Annotated in this window: 15 protein-coding genes; 8 read left to right on the forward strand and 7 right to left on the reverse strand. The window is 66.3% G+C overall.

Going from position 1 to position 16,779, the window contains the following annotated elements:
- Nucleotides 1-54: 54 nt before the first annotated feature.
- The 3 genes from meaB to NR187_RS09880 all read left to right on the forward strand — a co-directional run bounded on the left by meaB (nucleotide 55) and on the right by NR187_RS09880 (nucleotide 3,158).
- On the forward strand, nucleotides 55-1,044 hold the full coding sequence (meaB, locus tag NR187_RS09870) for a methylmalonyl Co-A mutase-associated GTPase MeaB (protein ID WP_211382891.1): 990 nt from the start codon (nucleotides 55-57) through the stop codon (nucleotides 1,042-1,044).
- On the forward strand, nucleotides 1,041-1,694 hold the full coding sequence (locus NR187_RS09875) for a pyroglutamyl-peptidase I (RefSeq protein ID WP_211382890.1): 654 nt from the start codon (nucleotides 1,041-1,043) through the stop codon (nucleotides 1,692-1,694). Before meaB ends, NR187_RS09875 begins: the two co-directional genes overlap by 4 nt.
- A gap of 93 nt (nucleotides 1,695-1,787) precedes the next feature.
- Complete coding sequence (locus NR187_RS09880) at nucleotides 1,788-3,158, forward strand: TIGR03808 family TAT-translocated repetitive protein (protein ID WP_256806358.1); 1,371 nt, start codon at nucleotides 1,788-1,790, stop codon at nucleotides 3,156-3,158.
- A gap of 25 nt (nucleotides 3,159-3,183) precedes the next feature.
- On the opposite strand, the gene NR187_RS09885 is transcribed toward NR187_RS09880, so the two are convergent.
- From NR187_RS09885 to NR187_RS09900, 4 genes are all read right to left on the reverse strand, one after another.
- A complete protein-coding gene (locus NR187_RS09885; protein WP_372703055.1) occupies nucleotides 3,184-3,771 on the reverse strand; it encodes a TIGR03809 family protein in 588 nt (195 codons plus the stop codon).
- Between the two features lie 509 nt (nucleotides 3,772-4,280).
- Nucleotides 4,281-5,969 (reverse strand): S8 family serine peptidase, encoded by a 1,689-nt coding sequence (locus NR187_RS09890; protein ID WP_256806360.1) that lies wholly within the window; start codon nucleotides 5,967-5,969, stop codon nucleotides 4,281-4,283.
- Nucleotides 5,970-5,984: 15 nt separating this feature from the next.
- On the reverse strand, nucleotides 5,985-6,677 hold the full coding sequence (locus NR187_RS09895) for a hypothetical protein (RefSeq protein WP_211382886.1): 693 nt from the start codon (nucleotides 6,675-6,677) through the stop codon (nucleotides 5,985-5,987).
- A complete protein-coding gene (locus NR187_RS09900) occupies nucleotides 6,674-7,243 on the reverse strand; it encodes a sigma-70 family RNA polymerase sigma factor (protein WP_256806361.1) in 570 nt (189 codons plus the stop codon). The genes NR187_RS09895 and NR187_RS09900 overlap by 4 nt, the downstream gene beginning before the upstream one ends.
- 436 nt (nucleotides 7,244-7,679) lie before the next feature.
- Between NR187_RS09900 and NR187_RS09905 the strand changes: the two genes are divergently transcribed.
- The gene (locus tag NR187_RS09905) at nucleotides 7,680-8,837 is read left to right on the forward strand and encodes a GGDEF domain-containing protein (RefSeq protein WP_256806362.1); all 1,158 of its coding nucleotides are present in this window, start codon (nucleotides 7,680-7,682) and stop codon (nucleotides 8,835-8,837) included.
- A 63-nt stretch (nucleotides 8,838-8,900) separates the two neighbouring features.
- The gene (locus tag NR187_RS09910; protein ID WP_211382883.1) at nucleotides 8,901-10,004 is read left to right on the forward strand and encodes a DUF2336 domain-containing protein; all 1,104 of its coding nucleotides are present in this window, start codon (nucleotides 8,901-8,903) and stop codon (nucleotides 10,002-10,004) included.
- A 118-nt stretch (nucleotides 10,005-10,122) separates the two neighbouring features.
- On the opposite strand, the gene NR187_RS09915 is transcribed toward NR187_RS09910, so the two are convergent.
- Together NR187_RS09915 and NR187_RS09920 are read right to left on the reverse strand one after the other, a co-directional pair.
- Nucleotides 10,123-10,761 carry an NrsF family protein gene (locus NR187_RS09915; RefSeq protein WP_211382882.1) on the reverse strand — a complete coding sequence of 213 codons (639 nt, stop codon included), beginning with the start codon at nucleotides 10,759-10,761 and terminating at the stop codon, nucleotides 10,123-10,125.
- Between the two features lie 2 nt (nucleotides 10,762-10,763).
- Nucleotides 10,764-11,309: a sigma-70 family RNA polymerase sigma factor gene (locus tag NR187_RS09920; protein ID WP_211382881.1), complete on the reverse strand. Its 546-nt coding sequence runs from the start codon at nucleotides 11,307-11,309 to the stop codon at nucleotides 10,764-10,766.
- 290 nt (nucleotides 11,310-11,599) lie between these two features.
- Between NR187_RS09920 and NR187_RS09925 the strand changes: the two genes are divergently transcribed.
- Nucleotides 11,600-12,262 carry a hypothetical protein gene (locus NR187_RS09925; RefSeq protein ID WP_256806363.1) on the forward strand — a complete coding sequence of 221 codons (663 nt, stop codon included), beginning with the start codon at nucleotides 11,600-11,602 and terminating at the stop codon, nucleotides 12,260-12,262.
- A 122-nt stretch (nucleotides 12,263-12,384) separates the two neighbouring features.
- The gene (locus NR187_RS09930; RefSeq protein WP_256806364.1) at nucleotides 12,385-13,164 is read left to right on the forward strand and encodes an enoyl-CoA hydratase; all 780 of its coding nucleotides are present in this window, start codon (nucleotides 12,385-12,387) and stop codon (nucleotides 13,162-13,164) included.
- 105 nt (nucleotides 13,165-13,269) lie between these two features.
- Here NR187_RS09930 and NR187_RS09935 read toward each other — a convergent pair whose 3' ends face one another.
- Nucleotides 13,270-15,129 carry an acetyl-CoA hydrolase/transferase C-terminal domain-containing protein gene (locus NR187_RS09935; RefSeq protein ID WP_256806577.1) on the reverse strand — a complete coding sequence of 620 codons (1,860 nt, stop codon included), beginning with the start codon at nucleotides 15,127-15,129 and terminating at the stop codon, nucleotides 13,270-13,272.
- A 239-nt stretch (nucleotides 15,130-15,368) separates the two neighbouring features.
- Here NR187_RS09935 and NR187_RS09940 point away from each other — a divergent pair, with 239 nt between their 5' ends.
- Nucleotides 15,369-16,766, forward strand: coding sequence for a TolC family outer membrane protein (locus tag NR187_RS09940; RefSeq protein ID WP_211382878.1), 1,398 nt, complete (start codon nucleotides 15,369-15,371; stop codon nucleotides 16,764-16,766).
- Nucleotides 16,767-16,779: the final 13 nt, after the last annotated feature.

The raw sequence follows: 16,779 nt of genomic DNA on the forward strand, positions 1-16,779 counted from the left end.
CGACAGCAGCCGAGCGGCCCTCGCCTGCTCCGCCGGGGCGTTGTAAAGCAGGGCATGGTTGAGAAGAAAGCTTCGCTGGACATCAAATCCCTCGCCCGCGACCTCCGCTCCGGCAGTCGCGCGGCCCTTGCCCGGGCGATCACGCTGGTGGAGAGCCGGCGCGGCGACCACCAGGCGCTGGCGCGGGAGCTGGTGCAGATGCTGCTGCCCGACACCGGCAAGGCGGTCCGCGTCGGCATCACCGGCTCGCCCGGTGTCGGCAAGTCCACTACCATCGATGTACTCGGCACTCACCTGATCGAGCACGGCCACAAGGTCGCGGTGCTCGCGGTCGACCCATCCTCGGCGCGCAGCGGCGGCTCGATCCTCGGCGACAAGACGCGGATGGCGCGGCTATCCGCCTCCGACAACGCCTTCATCCGCCCCTCGCCGTCGTCGGGCACGCTCGGCGGCGTCGCTGCGAAGACGCGCGAGGCGATGCTGCTCTGCGAAGCCGCCGGCTTCGACGTCGTGCTGGTCGAGACCGTCGGCATCGGCCAGTCCGAGACGGCGGTCTGCGATATGACCGATTTCTTCCTCGCCTTGATGCTGCCAGGCGGCGGCGATGAGCTGCAGGGCATCAAGAAGGGCCTGGTCGAGCTCGCCGACATGATCGCTATCAACAAGGCCGACGGCGACAATCTCAAGCGCGCCAACATCACCGCCGCCGACTATCGCGGCGCGCTGCATATCCTCAGCCCCCGCTCCGAACACTGGCATCCGCCTGTCGTCACCTATTCGGCACTGGCCGGCACCGGCATCGCCGAGCTTTGGCAGAAGGTCCTGGATCACCGCAAGGCGATGAACGCGTCCGGCGAATTCGCCGCACGGCGACGCGAGCAGCAAGTGAAGTGGATGTGGTCGATGCTGGAGCAGCGCATGCTGGCGCGGCTGCGCAGCGAGGCATCGGTGCGGACGAAGGTCAGGAAGATCGAGACTGAAGTGGCCGATGGCCATCTCACGCCGGCGATTGCCGCCGAGCAGATTCTGGAGTTGCTGCAATGAGCGAAAAGCTCCGCATTCTCCTCACCGGCTTCGGGCCGTTTCCCGGCGCGCCGTACAATCCAACCCAGCCGCTGGTGGCGCGACTGACGCAGCTGCGCCGTCCGGCCCTCGACGATGTCGCGATCGCGAGCCACATCTTCCCGGTGACCTATGGCGCCGTCGACCGGCAATTGCCCGAGGTGCTCGCGAAACAGAAGCCGGATGCGCTGCTGATGTTCGGCCTCGCCGCGCGCACGTCTTACCTGCGCATCGAGACCCGCGCGCGCAACGCCGTTACCATGCTCTGGCCCGATGCCGCCAACACCCGATCGAGCAAGCGCGGCATCGCCGGCCGTGCGGACGCGATGACGTTCGGCCCGCACACGGCAAGGCTGCTGCGCGCGGCGCGCCTCACCGGCATCGACGCCCGCGCCTCGCGCGATGCCGGCGCCTATCTCTGCAACTATCTGAGCTGGCGTGCGATCGAGCAGGTGAAGGCAGGCGGACCGCAGCTCGCGGCGTTCATCCATATTCCCCTGCTTGCGCGAAGCGGCGCGGTGCGGCGCAAGGGCGCACCTCGGATCACGCTGGACGAGCTGGTGGATGCCGGCGAAGCAATGCTGATGGAGATGGTGCAATTGGCACGGAAGGGGCGTGCTTCACTGGGGTAAACATTTAACCCTACCGCGAACAATCCCCACGTCCTCTGCCGCCCTGCGCTACCTAACCGCTGCGGACCCCCCGCGTCCGCCGGAGGACGCATCATGGACCTCAATCGCCGTCATCTCATCGGAGCTTCCACCGCAGGCATCGCCGGCGCGCTGGCCATGCCTGCCGACGCTGCGCGCGCGGCGCCGCTGACGTCCCTGCTCGGCCGCGACGCGACCCAATATGGTGTGCGACCCGGCAGCAGCGAGGACCAGACCCGCGCACTCCAGCGCGCGATCGACGAGGCCGCGCGTGCGCAGATGCCACTGGCGCTCCCGCCCGGAATCTACCGTGCTGGGCTGCTACGGCTTCCGAATGGCGCGCAGCTGATTGGCGTGCGCGGTGCCACAAAACTCGTCTTCACGGGCGGCGCCTCCGCGATCCAGAGCGACGGTTCGGACTCGATTGGCCTCACCGGCATCACCTTCGACGGCGGCGGCATTCCGCTGCCGACGCGACGCGGCCTGATCCAGGTGCTCGGTGGGCGCGACGTCCGCATCACCGATTGCGAGATCACCGGCTCCGGCGGCAGCGGTATCTGGCTCGAGCAGGTCTCGGGCGACATCTCCGGCAACGTTTTCACCAACATCGCCGTGACGGCGGTGGTCTCGTTCGACGCGCGGGGCCTCTGCGTCTCGCGCAACACCATCACCGGCACCAACGACAACGGCATCGAGATCCTGCGCACCGCGATCGGTGATGACGGGACGCTGGTCATTGACAACCGCATCGAGGACATCAAGGCCGGTCCCGGCGGCTCCGGCCAGTATGGCAACGCCATCAACGCCTTCCGGGCCGGCAACGTGATCGTGCGCGGCAACCGCATCAGGAACTGCGATTACTCGGCGGTGCGCGGCAATTCGGCCTCCAACATCCACATCACCGGCAACAGCGTCAGCGACGTGCGCGAGGTCGCGCTGTATTCCGAATTTTCGTTCGAAGCCGCCGTGATCGCGAACAATACGGTGGACGGCGCCGCCGTCGGCGTCTCCGTCTGCAATTTCAACGAGGGCGGCCGCATCGCCGTGGTCCAGGGCAACATCATCCGCAATTTGATCCCGAAGCGGCCGATCGGCACCGCGCCCGACGACGATGCCGGCGTCGGCATCTACATCGAGGCGGATTCGACGGTGACCGGCAACGTGATCGAGAACGCGCCGTCCTACGGCATCGTCGCCGGCTGGGGCAAGTATCTGCGCGACGTCGCCATCACCGGCAACGTGATCCGCAAGGCGCTAGCCGGTGTCGGCGTCTCCGTGGTGCCGGGCGCCGGCACCGCGCTCGTCAACAACAACATGATCTCGGAAACCCCGCGCGGCGCCGTGGTCGGGCTCGATCATGCGCGCGCCGTGACATCTGATCTGTCGGCGGACGGCGCGCAGCGGTTCGCGCAGGTGGTGGTCGGCGGGAATGCGGTGCGGCGATAGGTGCCGCCTCTCGCCCGCCGAACCCTTAGAACGCGTTCCTCAGCAGCGGGTATTTCGCCTCCAGGCCGTCGAGGCTGAGGGTGAATTCGACGACGCGTTCGGGGGCTGCGACGATTTCGGCTGCCGGCGGCGAGAACTGCGGCAGAAGCGTTGCCATCGCCGCAGGCACGGTGGGCGGCGCCGTCACAATTGGTGCGGTGACGGGTGCCATTGCAGGGGGCGCGGCACGCGGCGCGATCGGGGCTTCGGTGATTTCAGCGAGCACGTTCGGAGTGCGATCGAGCGCGACCGGCACGGCGGTCTCGGGGGCGATGTGCACGGCCTTCGGCTGCATGACCTGCGCCTCTTGCTCGCGCGGAGACATGCGGGGCATCGTCGCGGGCGACCAGCCGAATGCGGGCGACACGCTCGCAGCCGCCGCGGCGACGTCCGAACCGGTGGCAAGCGCGCGCCAGGTCTGGACGGCGCGCTTGGCTTCCTGGATGTTTTCAAGGAATGCGATCTCGGAGTGATAGCGGCGCCAGCGTCCGGTCTCGAACATCTCGGAAAGATGCTCGAGCCTCTGCTCGGCAAGAGCGCACCAGCGCGCCGCAATGTCGCGGCCGTCGGCCACGTCGCGAACAGCCCCTTGGCGATGTGTCATAAGTCAGCCCGTCAGGAGAAAATACGGACGCGACGCAACGCAGACGAATCAATTTAGACGCGACATGAATATTTTGTGGAAAAGTTTTGACTTGTCCAGCAACGACACGGCCTTCGTCACAAAACACCGTAGTCGTGCGGAGATTTCAGGCATTTGCGAGTCAAGCTTCACACAAGCATGACTCACTTGCGGCGCACCCGAGCGACGGCTGCGATCAGCACAGCCGCAATCTCTCAACCGGAAGCTGATCGCGCGCAGAGATTCAAGAAATCAGACCCCCAAAAGAAAAGACCCGTCCGGGGGGACAACCGGACGGGTCGAGCCATATGGGCGCTTGGGGTGGATGGGCGCTCGCGCCTGATATGACTTATGGGGAGGGATGACCGCTCCCACATAATTTGGTCGTGGCAGCAGGCTGAACGTTCAATGTGGAGGTTGATTTTTCGACCGTCGCGCGGCGCGCAATCTTGTCGCAGCCGCTATCGCGCCGCCGGCCTATCCGCCTGAGAAATCGCGGATTTATCGCCTGCGCTCGACAGCGAGGGTTGTTCGATTGCGCGCATACTAGGCTCGTCGCGACGCTTCTCGATATCTTCACGTTTAGTTGTACCGGATGCGGCGGCAACGGGCGTCGCGCTATCGGCCGGAACGGCCATGACCGCGGCAAACGCATCGGCCTCGCCGTCGCCGAAGAGATCGTCACGCCCGGGCGAGCCGAGGTCGCGCGCGGTCTTCGCCAGCGTGATGCGCAGCGCTTCCGGCTTCAAGGCGTAGTTGCGCTCGAGCAGCAGCGCCGCGACGCCGGAGACATAGGCGGCGGAGAACGAGGTGCCCGACGTCATCTGGTATTTGCCGTCGGGCGCCGGCAGGAAAATGTCGACGCCAGGCGCCGCGACCGCGATGTAGTTGCCCCGGTTGGAGGCGGTGAACAGCCTGTCCTGCTGGTCGGTCGCGCTGACCGCGATCACGTTGGGATTGGCGGCGGGATAAAGCGGCGGCGACTTCGCGCCGGCATTGCCGGCGGCGGCGATCAGCACCAGGCCGCGCGCAGCGGTCGCCGCGATAGCCCGCTCGATCACCGCGTCCTTCGGACCGGCAAAGCTCATATTGACGATCTGCGCGCCATGCTCGGCGGCATAGTTCAGCGAGCGCAGGATGATGTAGGATGAGCTCTGGGCCCCGGAGTTGGTGCCGCCGAAGGCGCGGATGGCGATGATGCGCGCCTCGGGCGCGCTGCCCATCAGCTTGGCATGGGCCACGATGGCGCCGGCGATGCCGGTGCCGTGAACGTGCGGGCCCTCGGTGCTGCCGAGCGCATCGAAATTGTCGGCGATGGAATGCGCAAGCTCGGGGTGATTGGCGTCGATTCCGGAGTCGATCACGGCAACCGTCACATTTGCGCCGTGCGCCAGCGCATGCGCCTGTGGCAGGCGTAGCTTGGCCAGCGCATATTGCGCGGGATCTCCCTCGGTCGGCACCGACGATTTCTGGTCCTGCAGCACGTAGCGGAAGTTCGGCTGGACCGACCGCACGCCGCCCTCGGCAGCGAATTCGCGCCGCACCGTCTCGGCGGGCCGGCCGTCGGTGATACGGAACAGTCCGAACGTGGCCCCGATCAGCGGGAAATTCTCGGAGAAGACGCGCGTCAAACCGTGGCGTCGCGCAAGCTCGTCGGCCTCGGTCACCGACAGCGCGCCGTCGATCTCGGCGACGAATTCGCCTGCGAAGGTGCGCGGGTTCACGGCGACCGGCGTGGTGTTGCCCCTCCCCTTGCCGGCGCTCTTCTTGCCGGATTTGCCAGTGCCGTCACCACCGGCATTCGGCTGGCCAAGGCACTCGCCGTCGCCGTCGCGATAAGGCGCGGAGCAGGACGGATAGAGGTTCGGCGAATAGCGCGCATAGGGCAGCACCGGTGCCCCCATTCGGCCTATGCTGGTGGTATGCGGGATCGCGGGGATAGCCCGCGGTCCAGGGGCGACAGCGACGGCCCGCGCGGCGATACTGGGAGAGATGGTCGGCGTGCGCGTGGGGACGCTGATCGTGGGCGTGCGCATGATCGCCTGCGCCTGCGCGACCTCGAAGCCGAGACAGGCGGCGAGCAGCAGCGCGGCTCCAACCGAGGACGCGAAGGCCCCGGCGCGCAGTTGGCTTTCGGACTTGCGCATCATCGGTGCAGCGACGCCTTACGGCGCCGCGACGGCCAGATTGACGAACTTCTCGCGCGACATTTTTCCGAGCAGCGAGGCAAGCTCGTCCTGACCCATCGCCTTGTCGAACTGGAGACGGAACATGCCACCCTTGGCATCCCCGATAATCGACGCCTGGTAGCTGTCGAGCAGCGCTGTGATGTCGGCGACACGCGCCTCGGGCGTGAAGCGCACCAACGCCCGCGCCGGCGCGGCTGCCCCGAGCTCGCGCGTGAGCGGCGCGCTGGTCGAGAGCGAGGCGGTCTGGAAGGTCGCGGGCTGGGTCTTCATCAGAACGGCACCGATGATGCCGGCCTGCACCAGCAGCGCGATGGCACCGAGGCTCGCCGACCAGGCCAGCGTGCGCGGCGACAGGCTCGAGAAGAAGGTCGCAATGCGCGCCGAGAGCGGCAGCGAACCGACCGGTCGCGCCGGCTCCGCGTCGATCGCGGCGAACAGCTTCTGCATCGCGCGCGCCGAAGGGGCGCCCAGGCTCTCGTTCAGATGGATGGTCTCTTCGTACTCGCCGCGGATCGCGGCATATTGCCTGGCGAGCGCCGGATCATTCGCCAGCGCTTCCTCGACACGGCGCGCGTCACGCGCGTTCAGCGTGCCGGCGGCATGCCAGGGCAGCAGCAGTTCGATCTCACTGGGCTCTTGCTCCAGCATCTTCTTGCTCAACGCCATCATGGCCAGCCTCGCTCAATGCCGGCTGCCTTCAGCAGTTCGGCCAATTTCTTGCGCGCATAGAACAAGCGCGTCTTCACAGTGTTCTCCGGAATGCCAACGATTTCGGCCACCTCTTCCACGGACTTCTCGTGGTAGTAGACGAGATCGACGATTTCCCGATGGTCAGGCGAGAGGCCCGTCAGACACTCCCGCAACGCTTCACTGGTATCCTTCTTCTGCACCACCGTTTCCGGATCGTCGGACGTATCCTCGATCGCGTTCGCGGCTTCGTCGTCCAACCCAACGTCCTTCCTGCGCCGAAGCGCAGACAGGGCCTTGAATCGGGTGATTGCCAGCAGCCAGGTGGAAACGGCGGACCGGCCCTCGAACTTGCCGGCTTGACGCCAGACGTCGAGAAACACCTCGCTGATGAGGTCTTCCGCCGCCTGCTCGTCCCGCACGAGCCGGAGGCCGAACCGATACACCCTGACATGGTGCCGCCCGTACAGCACCTGCATGGCGAGCCGGTCGCCTTGAGCGATCCTGGCGATCAGGACCTCGTCCGAAGCCGCCTGGGTCACGCTCAAAGGCCGTCTCGCAAGGTTGGTCGGGTCGATGCGGCAGACGGTTCGACGGGAGAAGGTAAATTCTTCAATCTACCGCAGTCATACGGGGGCCTGTGTGATCTACCCCACATACGAGATTTTTCCTTTTGCCACCCCCGGCGGCCGGTCGCCTCGCTCAAGAACGGTAACATAGTAATGGAGCACTTTCCTGCGCAATGCCGTCCAGCGCAGACGGCCCGACGAGCATGGAACCATAGCAGCCCTGCACGATGTATGTCTCGCCAAGCCCCGCTTTGGCTCGACTGCACCGCACACAATGCCTAATCGCCGGCAAATTACTTTGCCGGCACAGGCGTCCCCGTCCCGCGCTGCACAGTGCGGATTCGGTTTCGAAGGATACCAAACCTAAAGGCTTGCCACGTAGATTTTTGGGCTGAGATCGACCATTGGCGGGACCATGAACACGGCCGCGACGTCCTTTCCGGAGAGGAATGCCGCTGAGGTCGCGGATCTCGTCCTCACGCCCGAGGCGGCGGCGCCCGAAGTGCTGGCGCGCCGGATCCGGCAGCGCCGCCAGATGTATATCGGCCAGGTGGCGAGCTATTCGCTCGGCGCCTCCGTCCTGCTGGTCTACGCTTTTGACGGTGCGATCTCGATCGACGTTGCCTCGCTGTTCTGGTTCGGCGGGCTACTGATCATCGGCACCTTCGCCGTGCTGTCGGAAGCCGGCGTCGGCGACAGATTCACCGACCACTATCTGACCGTGTTCCAGATTTCGGCGCATATGGCGCTGCAATTCGTGTTTCTGCTGTCGGTGCCGACCGTCGGCGTCGCCTTCATCAGCGTGCTGTTCCTGATCTTCGCCTTCGGTACGCTGCGCATGACCTCGGCGCAGGCGATGCTGACCTGGGCGATCGCGACCGCCGGCCTCGCCACCGTCTTCCTCGCCTCCGACCTGCCGATCGGCATGCCCGTTGCAACGAGTCTGCAGCGAACCGCCTCGATGCTGTGCTTCGTGCTGGTGATCGGCCAGTGCGCCTTCCTCGGCCTGTTCGGCGCCACGCTGCGCAAGATCCTGTACCAGCGCAGCATCGAACTGAAGGCCGCCTATCAGCGCATCGAGGAATTGGCGGAGCTCGACGAGCTCACCGGCTCCTACAACCGCCGCTGCATCATGCGGCTTCTCGACGCCGAGATCGAAAAATCAAGGCGGGCATCGACGCCTTGCGCGATCGCACTGATCGATCTCGACTGGTTCAAGCGCATCAACGACGCCCACGGCCATCCCGTCGGCGACGAGGTGCTGCGCACCTTCGCGATCACCTTTTTCGCCAACATTCGCCCGGCCGACAGCTTCGGCCGCTACGGGGGAGAGGAATTCCTGCTGCTGCTGCCGGGCACGGACGGCGAGGCGGCGTCGCGCATGCTCGATCGGCTGCGTGGCATCGTTGCCGATCTCGACTGGAGCGCATTCTCCCCGGGCATGCGCGTGACCATTTCCGCGGGCGTCGTGACGCTGCGCGACGCTGATACTGCCGACACGTTTCTCGCGCGCGCCGACAGCGCGCTCTATTCCGCCAAGGCACAAGGGCGCAACCGCATTGCAACGAGTTGATCAATCCATTTTCTCCCGGCACGGCATAAGCCGCCATCGGGCCGAACGCTCCAGGACAGGGCAATGAAAACCAAATCCGTAAAGACAGCCGAGAATCTGCTCGAGGAATTGCAGGCCACGCTCTCCCACGGCACCGTCGCGCGCCGGGTCGAGGCGCTGCGCCGGGTCACCGATCTCTTCGTGGGCAACGCGGTGGACTATTCCGAAGACCACGTCAGCGTGTTCGACGACGTGTTCCAATGCCTGATCGAGCAGATCGAGGTTTCGGCCAGGGCGCTGCTTGCCGACCGTCTCGCACCGATCGCGGCTGCGCCGCCGAAGATCATCCGCACGCTCGCGCTCGACGAGGTGATCGAGGTCTCCGGCCCCGTGCTGTCGAAATCGGAGCGGCTGGACGAGGCGACCCTGATCGAGATCGCGCGCACCAGGGGCCAGGCCCATCTCAAGGCGATCTCGCTGCGGCGGGTGCTGTCGGAAGCACTCACCGACGTGCTGGTGACGCGCGGCAACGAGGACGTCGTGCAATCGACCGTCAGCAATCCCGGCGCGCAGCTGTCCGAGGGAAGTTTCACCGACCTCGTCACGCGGGCCGAGCGCGACGACGACCTCGCCACCTGCATCGGCCTGCGACGCGACCTGCCGCGACACCACTACCTCAAGCTGGTCGCGAAGGCGTCCTTGAGCGTGCGCAGGAAGCTCGAGGCCGCGCATCCGGAGCTCGCGGACGAGGTGTCGAGCGTGGTCCAGGAAGCGGCCCAGCGGGTCCGCACCGCGGCCATGACCAGGCAGACCGAGATGGCGCGCGCGCTGGTGAAATCGCTCCACGACGACGGCCGCCTCAACGAGCTCCAGGTCGCCGCCTTCGCAGAGCAGGGCAAGTTCGACGAGGCCAATGCGGGGCTCGCGGCGCTCGCGGGTGTCACGGTCGATACCGCCGAGAACATGATGATCGAGAGCCGCACCGAGGGCGTGATGATCCTCGCCAAGGTCGCGGGCATGTCGTGGCCGAGCGTGCGCGCAATCATTGCCATGCGCGAGAAGCTTTCAGGCGGCTCGCAGACCGACATGCTGACGATGCGCGATACCTACGAGGCGCTGCGCTCATCGACCGCACAACAGGTGCTGCGCTTCCACCGCATGCAGCAGGGCGCAACGCCGGCGGCCTGAAGACCAGAGGGCTGCCGCGGACGCAGACGTCAGGCGGCAACGGCCGGAGCGCGATGGGGCTAAGCGAAACCCGGGAGTCGCGGCGATGCGACGCGACGACTATTTGCGCGGAACGCCTTCAGTACCGCAGGACTTTCGAGCCCACGAGCGCTCCCACTGCCGTCACCAATGCGGTCGCGATCGTGTACCAGGTCGCGACGAACAGCGGCGAATCGTCGGTGCAGTGAGAGGCGTACAGCGTCGCGGCCAGACCGGCCGACACCAGACCGGCGAGCGCGCCGGCAAGCGCGGGACGCGATGGCGCGCCGTGGCGCAGGCCGAACAGCGCCCCCGCAAGCAGCGGTAGCGACATCGCTGGGATCGCTGACAGGCACACCCTGGAGTTCTTGCCCATCAAGCGCATCGTCATCGGCATGGCCGGCGCCATCATCGCCTCACTGCCGATCGCAACCGCGAGCAGCCCGACCGGCAGCAGCAGCAGCCAGCCCCAGCCGCGCAGCAGCGCTTCGGGCCGCGACATATGCAGGCTGACGATGATCGCTGGGATGGCGAGCGACAGCGTCACGGCGAACTTCATGTCGAAGAACGGATTGTGCATCGCGCTCATCACGTCCGGCCGAACGCCGAGGAACGTCGCGAAGATCAGGATCGACAGGGGCGCGGCGACCAGCAGGGCCATGGTCAGCACCGCGCCGACGCGCGGTGCGCGATGGGCGTTGTCGGCCGAGAGCGAGCGAATGAGTTGATCGGTATCCATGACTATTGGTCTCGCAGTTTGGCTGTCAGCGCCGCAAGTCCGCGATGCAGCGCGACCCGCACCGCACCTTCGCTCATCGAATATTTCGCCGCCGTATCCTTGATCGAGGCGGCCTCGACCGCGATCGACTGCAACACGTCACGCTGGCGCTGCGGCAGCGCGCTCAGCTGCGCCGCGACCTCGCCGGCTGAAGCGGTCTGCTCCGGCGCCTCGCCCGGCAGGGTCTCGGCGAAATCGTCGATGTTGACGAAGATCCGCCTGCCCCGGCGCCGCAGCGCGTCGATCAGCTTGTTGCGGCCGATCGCAAACAGCCAGGGCGCGAACGGGGCTTCGCTGTCCCAGGTGTGCCGCTTCAGATGCACCGCCAACAGAATCTCCTGCACGATATCCTCAGCCTGGTCGGGCGGCTGGCCTGCCCGCGCCAGGCCGCGTCTTGCGGCTGCGCGCAGCACCGGCGTGACCGCCCTCAACAGGCGATGATAGGCCGCGTCATCGCCAGCCATGGCCGACCGCATCAGGCCGGTCCATTCGTCCTCACGTCCGCGCACGCGCGCCCTCACCATGCAATTCGGCCGCTCTTTCAATTTGTTACGCAGGCACCGCTCGATCACGAAGTCGTGATCTCTGCTGTGCCTCAGGACCGAGACGGCCGTCAGGATCTCGGACGGCTCATAACACCGATCGGTTCCGTCCGCACCCGGCGGCCGGCCGGAAAGGGAGCCGCTTGCCGCGTTTTTGCCCGGTCCAGCCAGAAGATTCCCATTTTTTGCCCCGCTGTTGTCACGCCTCAGGGTCTCTGTTCGCTGCCGGGACGGGCGGAATTGGGGAGATCGTCAACATGATGAAAGCCAGCGGGCGCGCGGCATTGATCCTTCTTGCCGGGTTTTTCTTGCTGTTCGGGGGCGTCGTGCAGGCGGCACCGGGTTCAGCCGAAAGCAACAAAACGGACAGCGCGGGCAAACAGGCCGACGCGGTCAGGCCGGGCAAGCAGCGGCGCCACACGTCGCGCCACCGCGACAGCACCAAGACGGCGCAGAAATCCGATGACAAGGCCGACAAGGAGGCCGCGGCAAAGGCCGACGAGGCCAAGCCCGACGATCGTGACGTGCCGGCCTCAGGCCAGATGCCGCCGGAAATCGCCAACGCCAATGCGCAGCTCGCCGCTACGGATACGCCGACTGCGGCTGCCGCCTCCGCGATGACGGGCCGCGCCAACGACAACGTCCAGGCAGCGGCCGATAATACCGCCGAGCCGAATGCCGAGAGTCAGGTCGTCGCACCCGATCAGCTCAACGACATCGACCGCGCCGTGCAACAGGACACTCCCGCGGCCCAGAAGGCGGTGATTGCCGCAACCGACGCGCAACCGCGGCCGGCTCCGGTGATGGCGAGCAGCCAGCAGAGTTCGGCCTGGGACCAGAGCTCACTGATCGGCAAGATCTTCATCGGCGTCGGCACGCTGCTGACGCTGGCCTCCGCCGCGCGCATGTTCATGGCCTGATCTGCGACCTGATCCTGGCCCAAGGGAGTTCCGGAACGCGCACCTCGCGGGCGTTCCGGCCCTCTTGAAGCCCACCGCGCCAGAGGGCACATTGCCGGCCCAATCAGAAGCGCGGGTGGAGCATGAGCACGTTCGAACACATCATCGTCGAAAGCAAAGGGGCGGTCGGCATCATCAAGCTGAACCGGCCGAAGCTGCTCAATGCTCTCTCTTTCGGCGTCTTCCGCGAGATTGCCGCGGCGGTCGACGATCTCGAAGCCGATAGCGCCATCGGTTGCATCGTCGTGACCGGCAGCGAGAAGGCTTTCGCCGCCGGCGCCGACATCAAGGAGATGCAGCCGAAGGGCTTCATCGACATGTTCACCGAGGACTTTGCCGCGATCGGCGGCGACCGCCTCGCGCGCTGCCGCAAGCCCACGATCGCCGCGGTCGCCGGCTATGCGCTCGGCGGCGGCTGCGAGCTCGCCATGATGTGCGATTTCATCATCGCCGCCGACACCGCCAAGTTCGGGCAGCCCGAGATCACGCTCGGCACCATTCCCGGCATCGGCGGCACCCAGCGCCTGACCCGCGCGATCGGCAAGTCCAAGGCGATGGACCTCTGCCTCACCGGCCGCATGATGGACGCGGCGGAAGCCGAGCGCTCAGGCCTCGTCAGCCGCATCGTGCCCGCTGACAAGCTGATGGACGAGGTGATGGCGGCAGCCGACAAGATCGCCGCGATGTCGCGCCCCGCGGCTGCGATGGCCAAGGAAGCGGTCAACCGTGCCTTCGAGACCACGCTCGCCGAGGGCATGAGCGTCGAGCGCAACCTGTTCCACTCGACCTTCGCGCTGGAAGATCGTTCAGAGGGCATGGCGGCGTTCATCGAGAAGCGCAAGCCGGTGAACAAGAACCGATAAGCGGCTGGAGCATGATCCGGAAAAGTGCGAAGCGGTTTTCCGAAAAGATCATGCTCAAACAAGAACCTAAAGCGCGATGACGATTTATCCCAATCTCATCGCGCTTTAGGCGTTGCGGCTCTGCGCGAGGGCCGCGCTGACCAGCGCGCGGTAGCCGCGCTCCGGCCAGGTTTTGGGGCGATCGAGACCGAGGCGTGCGAGACATGCCTCGTCGGCCGCATCCGTTTTTCGGATCAGCCCCTGCCAGAGCAAGCCTGCGAGCGCCCGCGGTGAACGTTGCGCGCCTTGCAGGATCTCCAGTGCCGGAATGAGGCGCTGTTCCACCTCGGTGAAATCGCAGCCGAACGGAAATGGCGGCAGCAGGCCGGCGTCGCGCGCGGGCTTGAGCGCAGCCGCGATCCGCTCGGGATGGTTGTCGCGATGAGCCGCCGGGATCTCGTAGTCCCGCGGCAGTTTGCCGGCTTCCTTCGCGACCCGCATCAGTTCGTCCTGGAAGCGCGAATCCGCGATCGCCAGCATGCCGGCAATCACATCGGCATCGGACTTTCCTCTGAGATCGGCGACGCCATATTCGGTGACGAAGACGTCGCGCAGATGGCGCGGAATGGTCTCGTGCCCGTAGCGCCAGAGAATGTTGGATTTGAGCCCGCGGCCGGCATGTCGCGTCGCCTCGAGCGTCAGGACCGACCGCGCGCCCTCGAGCGCAAAGGCCTGCGCCACGAAATTGTACTGCCCGCCGACGCCGCTCACCACCTGCCCGTCGTCCAGGCCGTCGGAGACGGCCGCGCCGAGAAGCGTCGCCATCATGGCGTTGTTGATGAAGCGCGCATCGACGCGGGCGCGGCGCTTCCGCTCCTCTTCGCCGTAGAGCTCGTTGGTGAACGACACCGGCATCATCTGAATGCAAGCGATCCGGTCCGGCGGCATCTCGCGCAGCGCGCGATAGAACGATTTTGGACCGAGGAAAAAAGCGCCGTGCAGCACCACACCATCGACGGAGCGCTTGAGAATGTCGGCCTCGATCAGGCCGATGAAGGCCTCGGTCAACATTTCGCTGACACCGTAGAGGCCCGCGGCGAAGGCGCCGGATTCCTGCGCGACGGCCGGTCGCGCGGGTGACAGCCGGGCCATGACGCTACGAAACGCGCCGCTGTCGCGATGGCGCAGGATCAGGCCCTGCGCCAGCGCGTCGCCGATCTGCCCGATGCCGATTTGGAGCGTGCCGCCGTCGCGCACCAGTGATGCCGCATTCAGCCCGATCGCGAATTTGGTGTTGGAGATCGGCTCCGACGGCGGCGCAAAGAGCGGAAAGTCCGTCGCGGCGCTATCCAGCACCGCACTGAATTCATCGGCCGCCAGATCACCCGCACCCGGCATGAACGGCAGTTCGGAGTTCACCTGCGCAACCAGCTTGAACGACGCACGCCCGGCGCGGCGCTCACGCAGCACATCCAGCGTCGTATCGGTGTTGCAGGACAGGCTGTAGCGCGGAACGCCATCAACGACGCGCTTGGCCACCAGTTGCGTCACCACGTTGAGTCCGCGCGCCAGCAAATAGCTCGCCGCGTGCGTGTAATTGGCGGAGATGTAGTTCTGCTGCGCGGCCGGCACGTGCAGCCAGCGCCCTGCGAGAAAGAAAAATTCGGCGACCTTGATGTTGGGCGGCAGCCGCCCCTCGCGCAGCGCGTCGGCATAGGCCAGATCGGGATAGCCGCCGAGGAGCCGGTCGATCACGGGCGCGATGAAGCGGTGCTCGATCAGTCCCTTCGGTCTCGGCTTTTCCAAGGTCAGCGCCGAGAGCAGTGTCAGCTTGATGTCAGGATCCGCGCAGGCCCGCGCATAGAGGGCGTTGACCACATGACAGGCCTTGCCGAGGCCGAGCGGCAGGCCGACCACCAGATCGGTTCCGACATCGCGAACGATCTCCTCCGCGAGCGCATCGGGGTCGGAGAAGAGTTTCGGCATCATCCGTGGGATCCGGACCACATTACGGGCACCTGACGGAATCCCTATAGCGCATCCGGGAGGAAATTGGTGTGTGACGCACCTGCAACAAGCACGGAATACATGGGGGTTTTCCCCGCGGCAGTTTGCCTGCGGGACCCGCGCTGGATAAACAGTTAAGAGGCCACCGTCGGCGGGGGCGGACAGCCGGGGTTTTGCGGGATCATATGATTGGGCGTGCCACCAGAGCTGGTCGCGTGATGACGCGGCATCGATCGGGCGTGGCTCCTGTGCTGGCAACATGGACCACGCTGGCGCTCTGTTGCGCCTTGCCCTCCGCCGCATGGGCGGAGGCCCTGCCGGAGGCGCTGGCCAAGGCCTACCAGACCAATCCACAGCTCAATGCCGAGCGTGCGCGGCAGCGTGCCACCGACGAGAACGTGCCGCAGGCGCTCGCCGGCTATCGGCCGCAGATCGTGGCGAGCCTCAGCGCCGGCCTGCAATCGGTGCGCAATCTGCTGCCCGACAACACCATCCAGACCGCCAATTTGAAGCCGTGGATCATCGGCGTCACGGTGACGCAGACGCTGTTCAATGGGTTCCGCACCGCCAACAACGTGCGCGCCGCCGAACTCCAGGTGCAGTCGGGCCGCGAGGCGCTGCGCAATGTCGGCCAGGGCGTGCTGCTCGATGCGGTGACCGCCTACACCAACGTGCTCGCCAACCAGTCGCTCGTCGAGGCGCAGCGCTCCAACGTCGCCTTCCTGCGCGAAACGCTCTCGGTCACTCAGCGCCGCCTCAACGCCGGCGACGTCACGCCGACCGACAGCGCGCAGGCCGAGGCGCGGCTCAACCGCGGGCTTGCCGATCTCAACGCCGCGGAAGTCGCGCTGGCGGTGAGCCAGGCGATGTACGCGCAGGTGATCGGCAATGCGCCGTCGCAGCTTCGGGCCGCCGAAGTCGTCGATCGCTATCTGCCGAAAAGCCGTGAAGACGCGCTGACGATGGCGATCCGCCAGCATCCGGCGGTGATGGCGGCGGGCTTCGACGTCGACGTCGCCTCCACCAACATCCGCGTCGCCGAAGGCGCGCTGCTGCCGAGCGCCAGCATCCAGGGCAGCGCCAGCAAGAGCCGCAACAACGACCCGACGCTCGGCACCTTCGCCGAAGACCAGGCCTCGATCGTCGCCAACGTCACCGCGCCGATCTACGATGGCGGACAGGCTGCCGCGCAGACCCGGCAGGCCAAGGAGATCACGGCGCAGAGCCGGCTCGTGCTCGACCAGGTGCGCAACCAGGCGCGCACGGCCGCGGTCAGCGCCTGGGTCGCCAACGAGGGCGCCAAGATAGCGGTCTCGGCCTCGGAGTCCGAGGTCAAGGCGGCAACCGTCGCGCTCCAGGGCGTGCAGCGCGAAGCCGCCGGCGGACAGCGCACGACGGTCGACGTGCTGAACTCGCAGGCCGATTTGATCCAGGCAAAGGCCCGCCTGATCGGCGCGCTGCGCGACCGCATCATCGCCTCCTACACGCTGCTCAGCGCCGTCGGCCATCTCGACGTCAAAACCTTGAGCCTGAACACGCCGGACTACCTGCCCGAAGTGCACTACCAGCAGGTCCGCGACGCCTGGCACGGCCTGCGCACGCCGTCTGGGCAGTAGTATCACATCGTCT

It is taken from the genome of Bradyrhizobium sp. Bra64, assembly GCF_024519875.1.
GTDB classification, from domain to species: Bacteria; Pseudomonadota; Alphaproteobacteria; order Rhizobiales; family Xanthobacteraceae; genus Bradyrhizobium; species Bradyrhizobium japonicum_G.

Bases quoted from the DNA above. Each gene is read 5' to 3' on its own strand.
- NR187_RS09925 (WP_256806363.1), top strand. From the start codon at position 11,600: ATGATGAAAGCCAGCGGGCGCGCGGCATTGATCCTTCTTGCCGGGTTT.
- NR187_RS09875 (WP_211382890.1), top strand. From the start codon at position 1,041: ATGAGCGAAAAGCTCCGCATTCTCCTCACCGGCTTCGGGCCGTTTCCC.
- NR187_RS09890 (WP_256806360.1), bottom strand. From the start codon at position 5,969: ATGATGCGCAAGTCCGAAAGCCAACTGCGCGCCGGGGCCTTCGCGTCC.
- NR187_RS09895 (WP_211382886.1), bottom strand. From the start codon at position 6,677: ATGATGGCGTTGAGCAAGAAGATGCTGGAGCAAGAGCCCAGTGAGATC.
- NR187_RS09880 (WP_256806358.1), top strand. From the start codon at position 1,788: ATGGACCTCAATCGCCGTCATCTCATCGGAGCTTCCACCGCAGGCATC.
- NR187_RS09915 (WP_211382882.1), bottom strand. From the start codon at position 10,761: ATGGATACCGATCAACTCATTCGCTCGCTCTCGGCCGACAACGCCCAT.
- NR187_RS09905 (WP_256806362.1), top strand. From the start codon at position 7,680: ATGAACACGGCCGCGACGTCCTTTCCGGAGAGGAATGCCGCTGAGGTC.
- NR187_RS09940 (WP_211382878.1), top strand. From the start codon at position 15,369: ATGACGCGGCATCGATCGGGCGTGGCTCCTGTGCTGGCAACATGGACC.
- meaB (WP_211382891.1), top strand. From the start codon at position 55: ATGGTTGAGAAGAAAGCTTCGCTGGACATCAAATCCCTCGCCCGCGAC.
- NR187_RS09910 (WP_211382883.1), top strand. From the start codon at position 8,901: ATGAAAACCAAATCCGTAAAGACAGCCGAGAATCTGCTCGAGGAATTG.
- NR187_RS09935 (WP_256806577.1), bottom strand. From the start codon at position 15,129: ATGCCGAAACTCTTCTCCGACCCCGATGCGCTCGCGGAGGAGATCGTT.
- NR187_RS09930 (WP_256806364.1), top strand. From the start codon at position 12,385: ATGAGCACGTTCGAACACATCATCGTCGAAAGCAAAGGGGCGGTCGGC.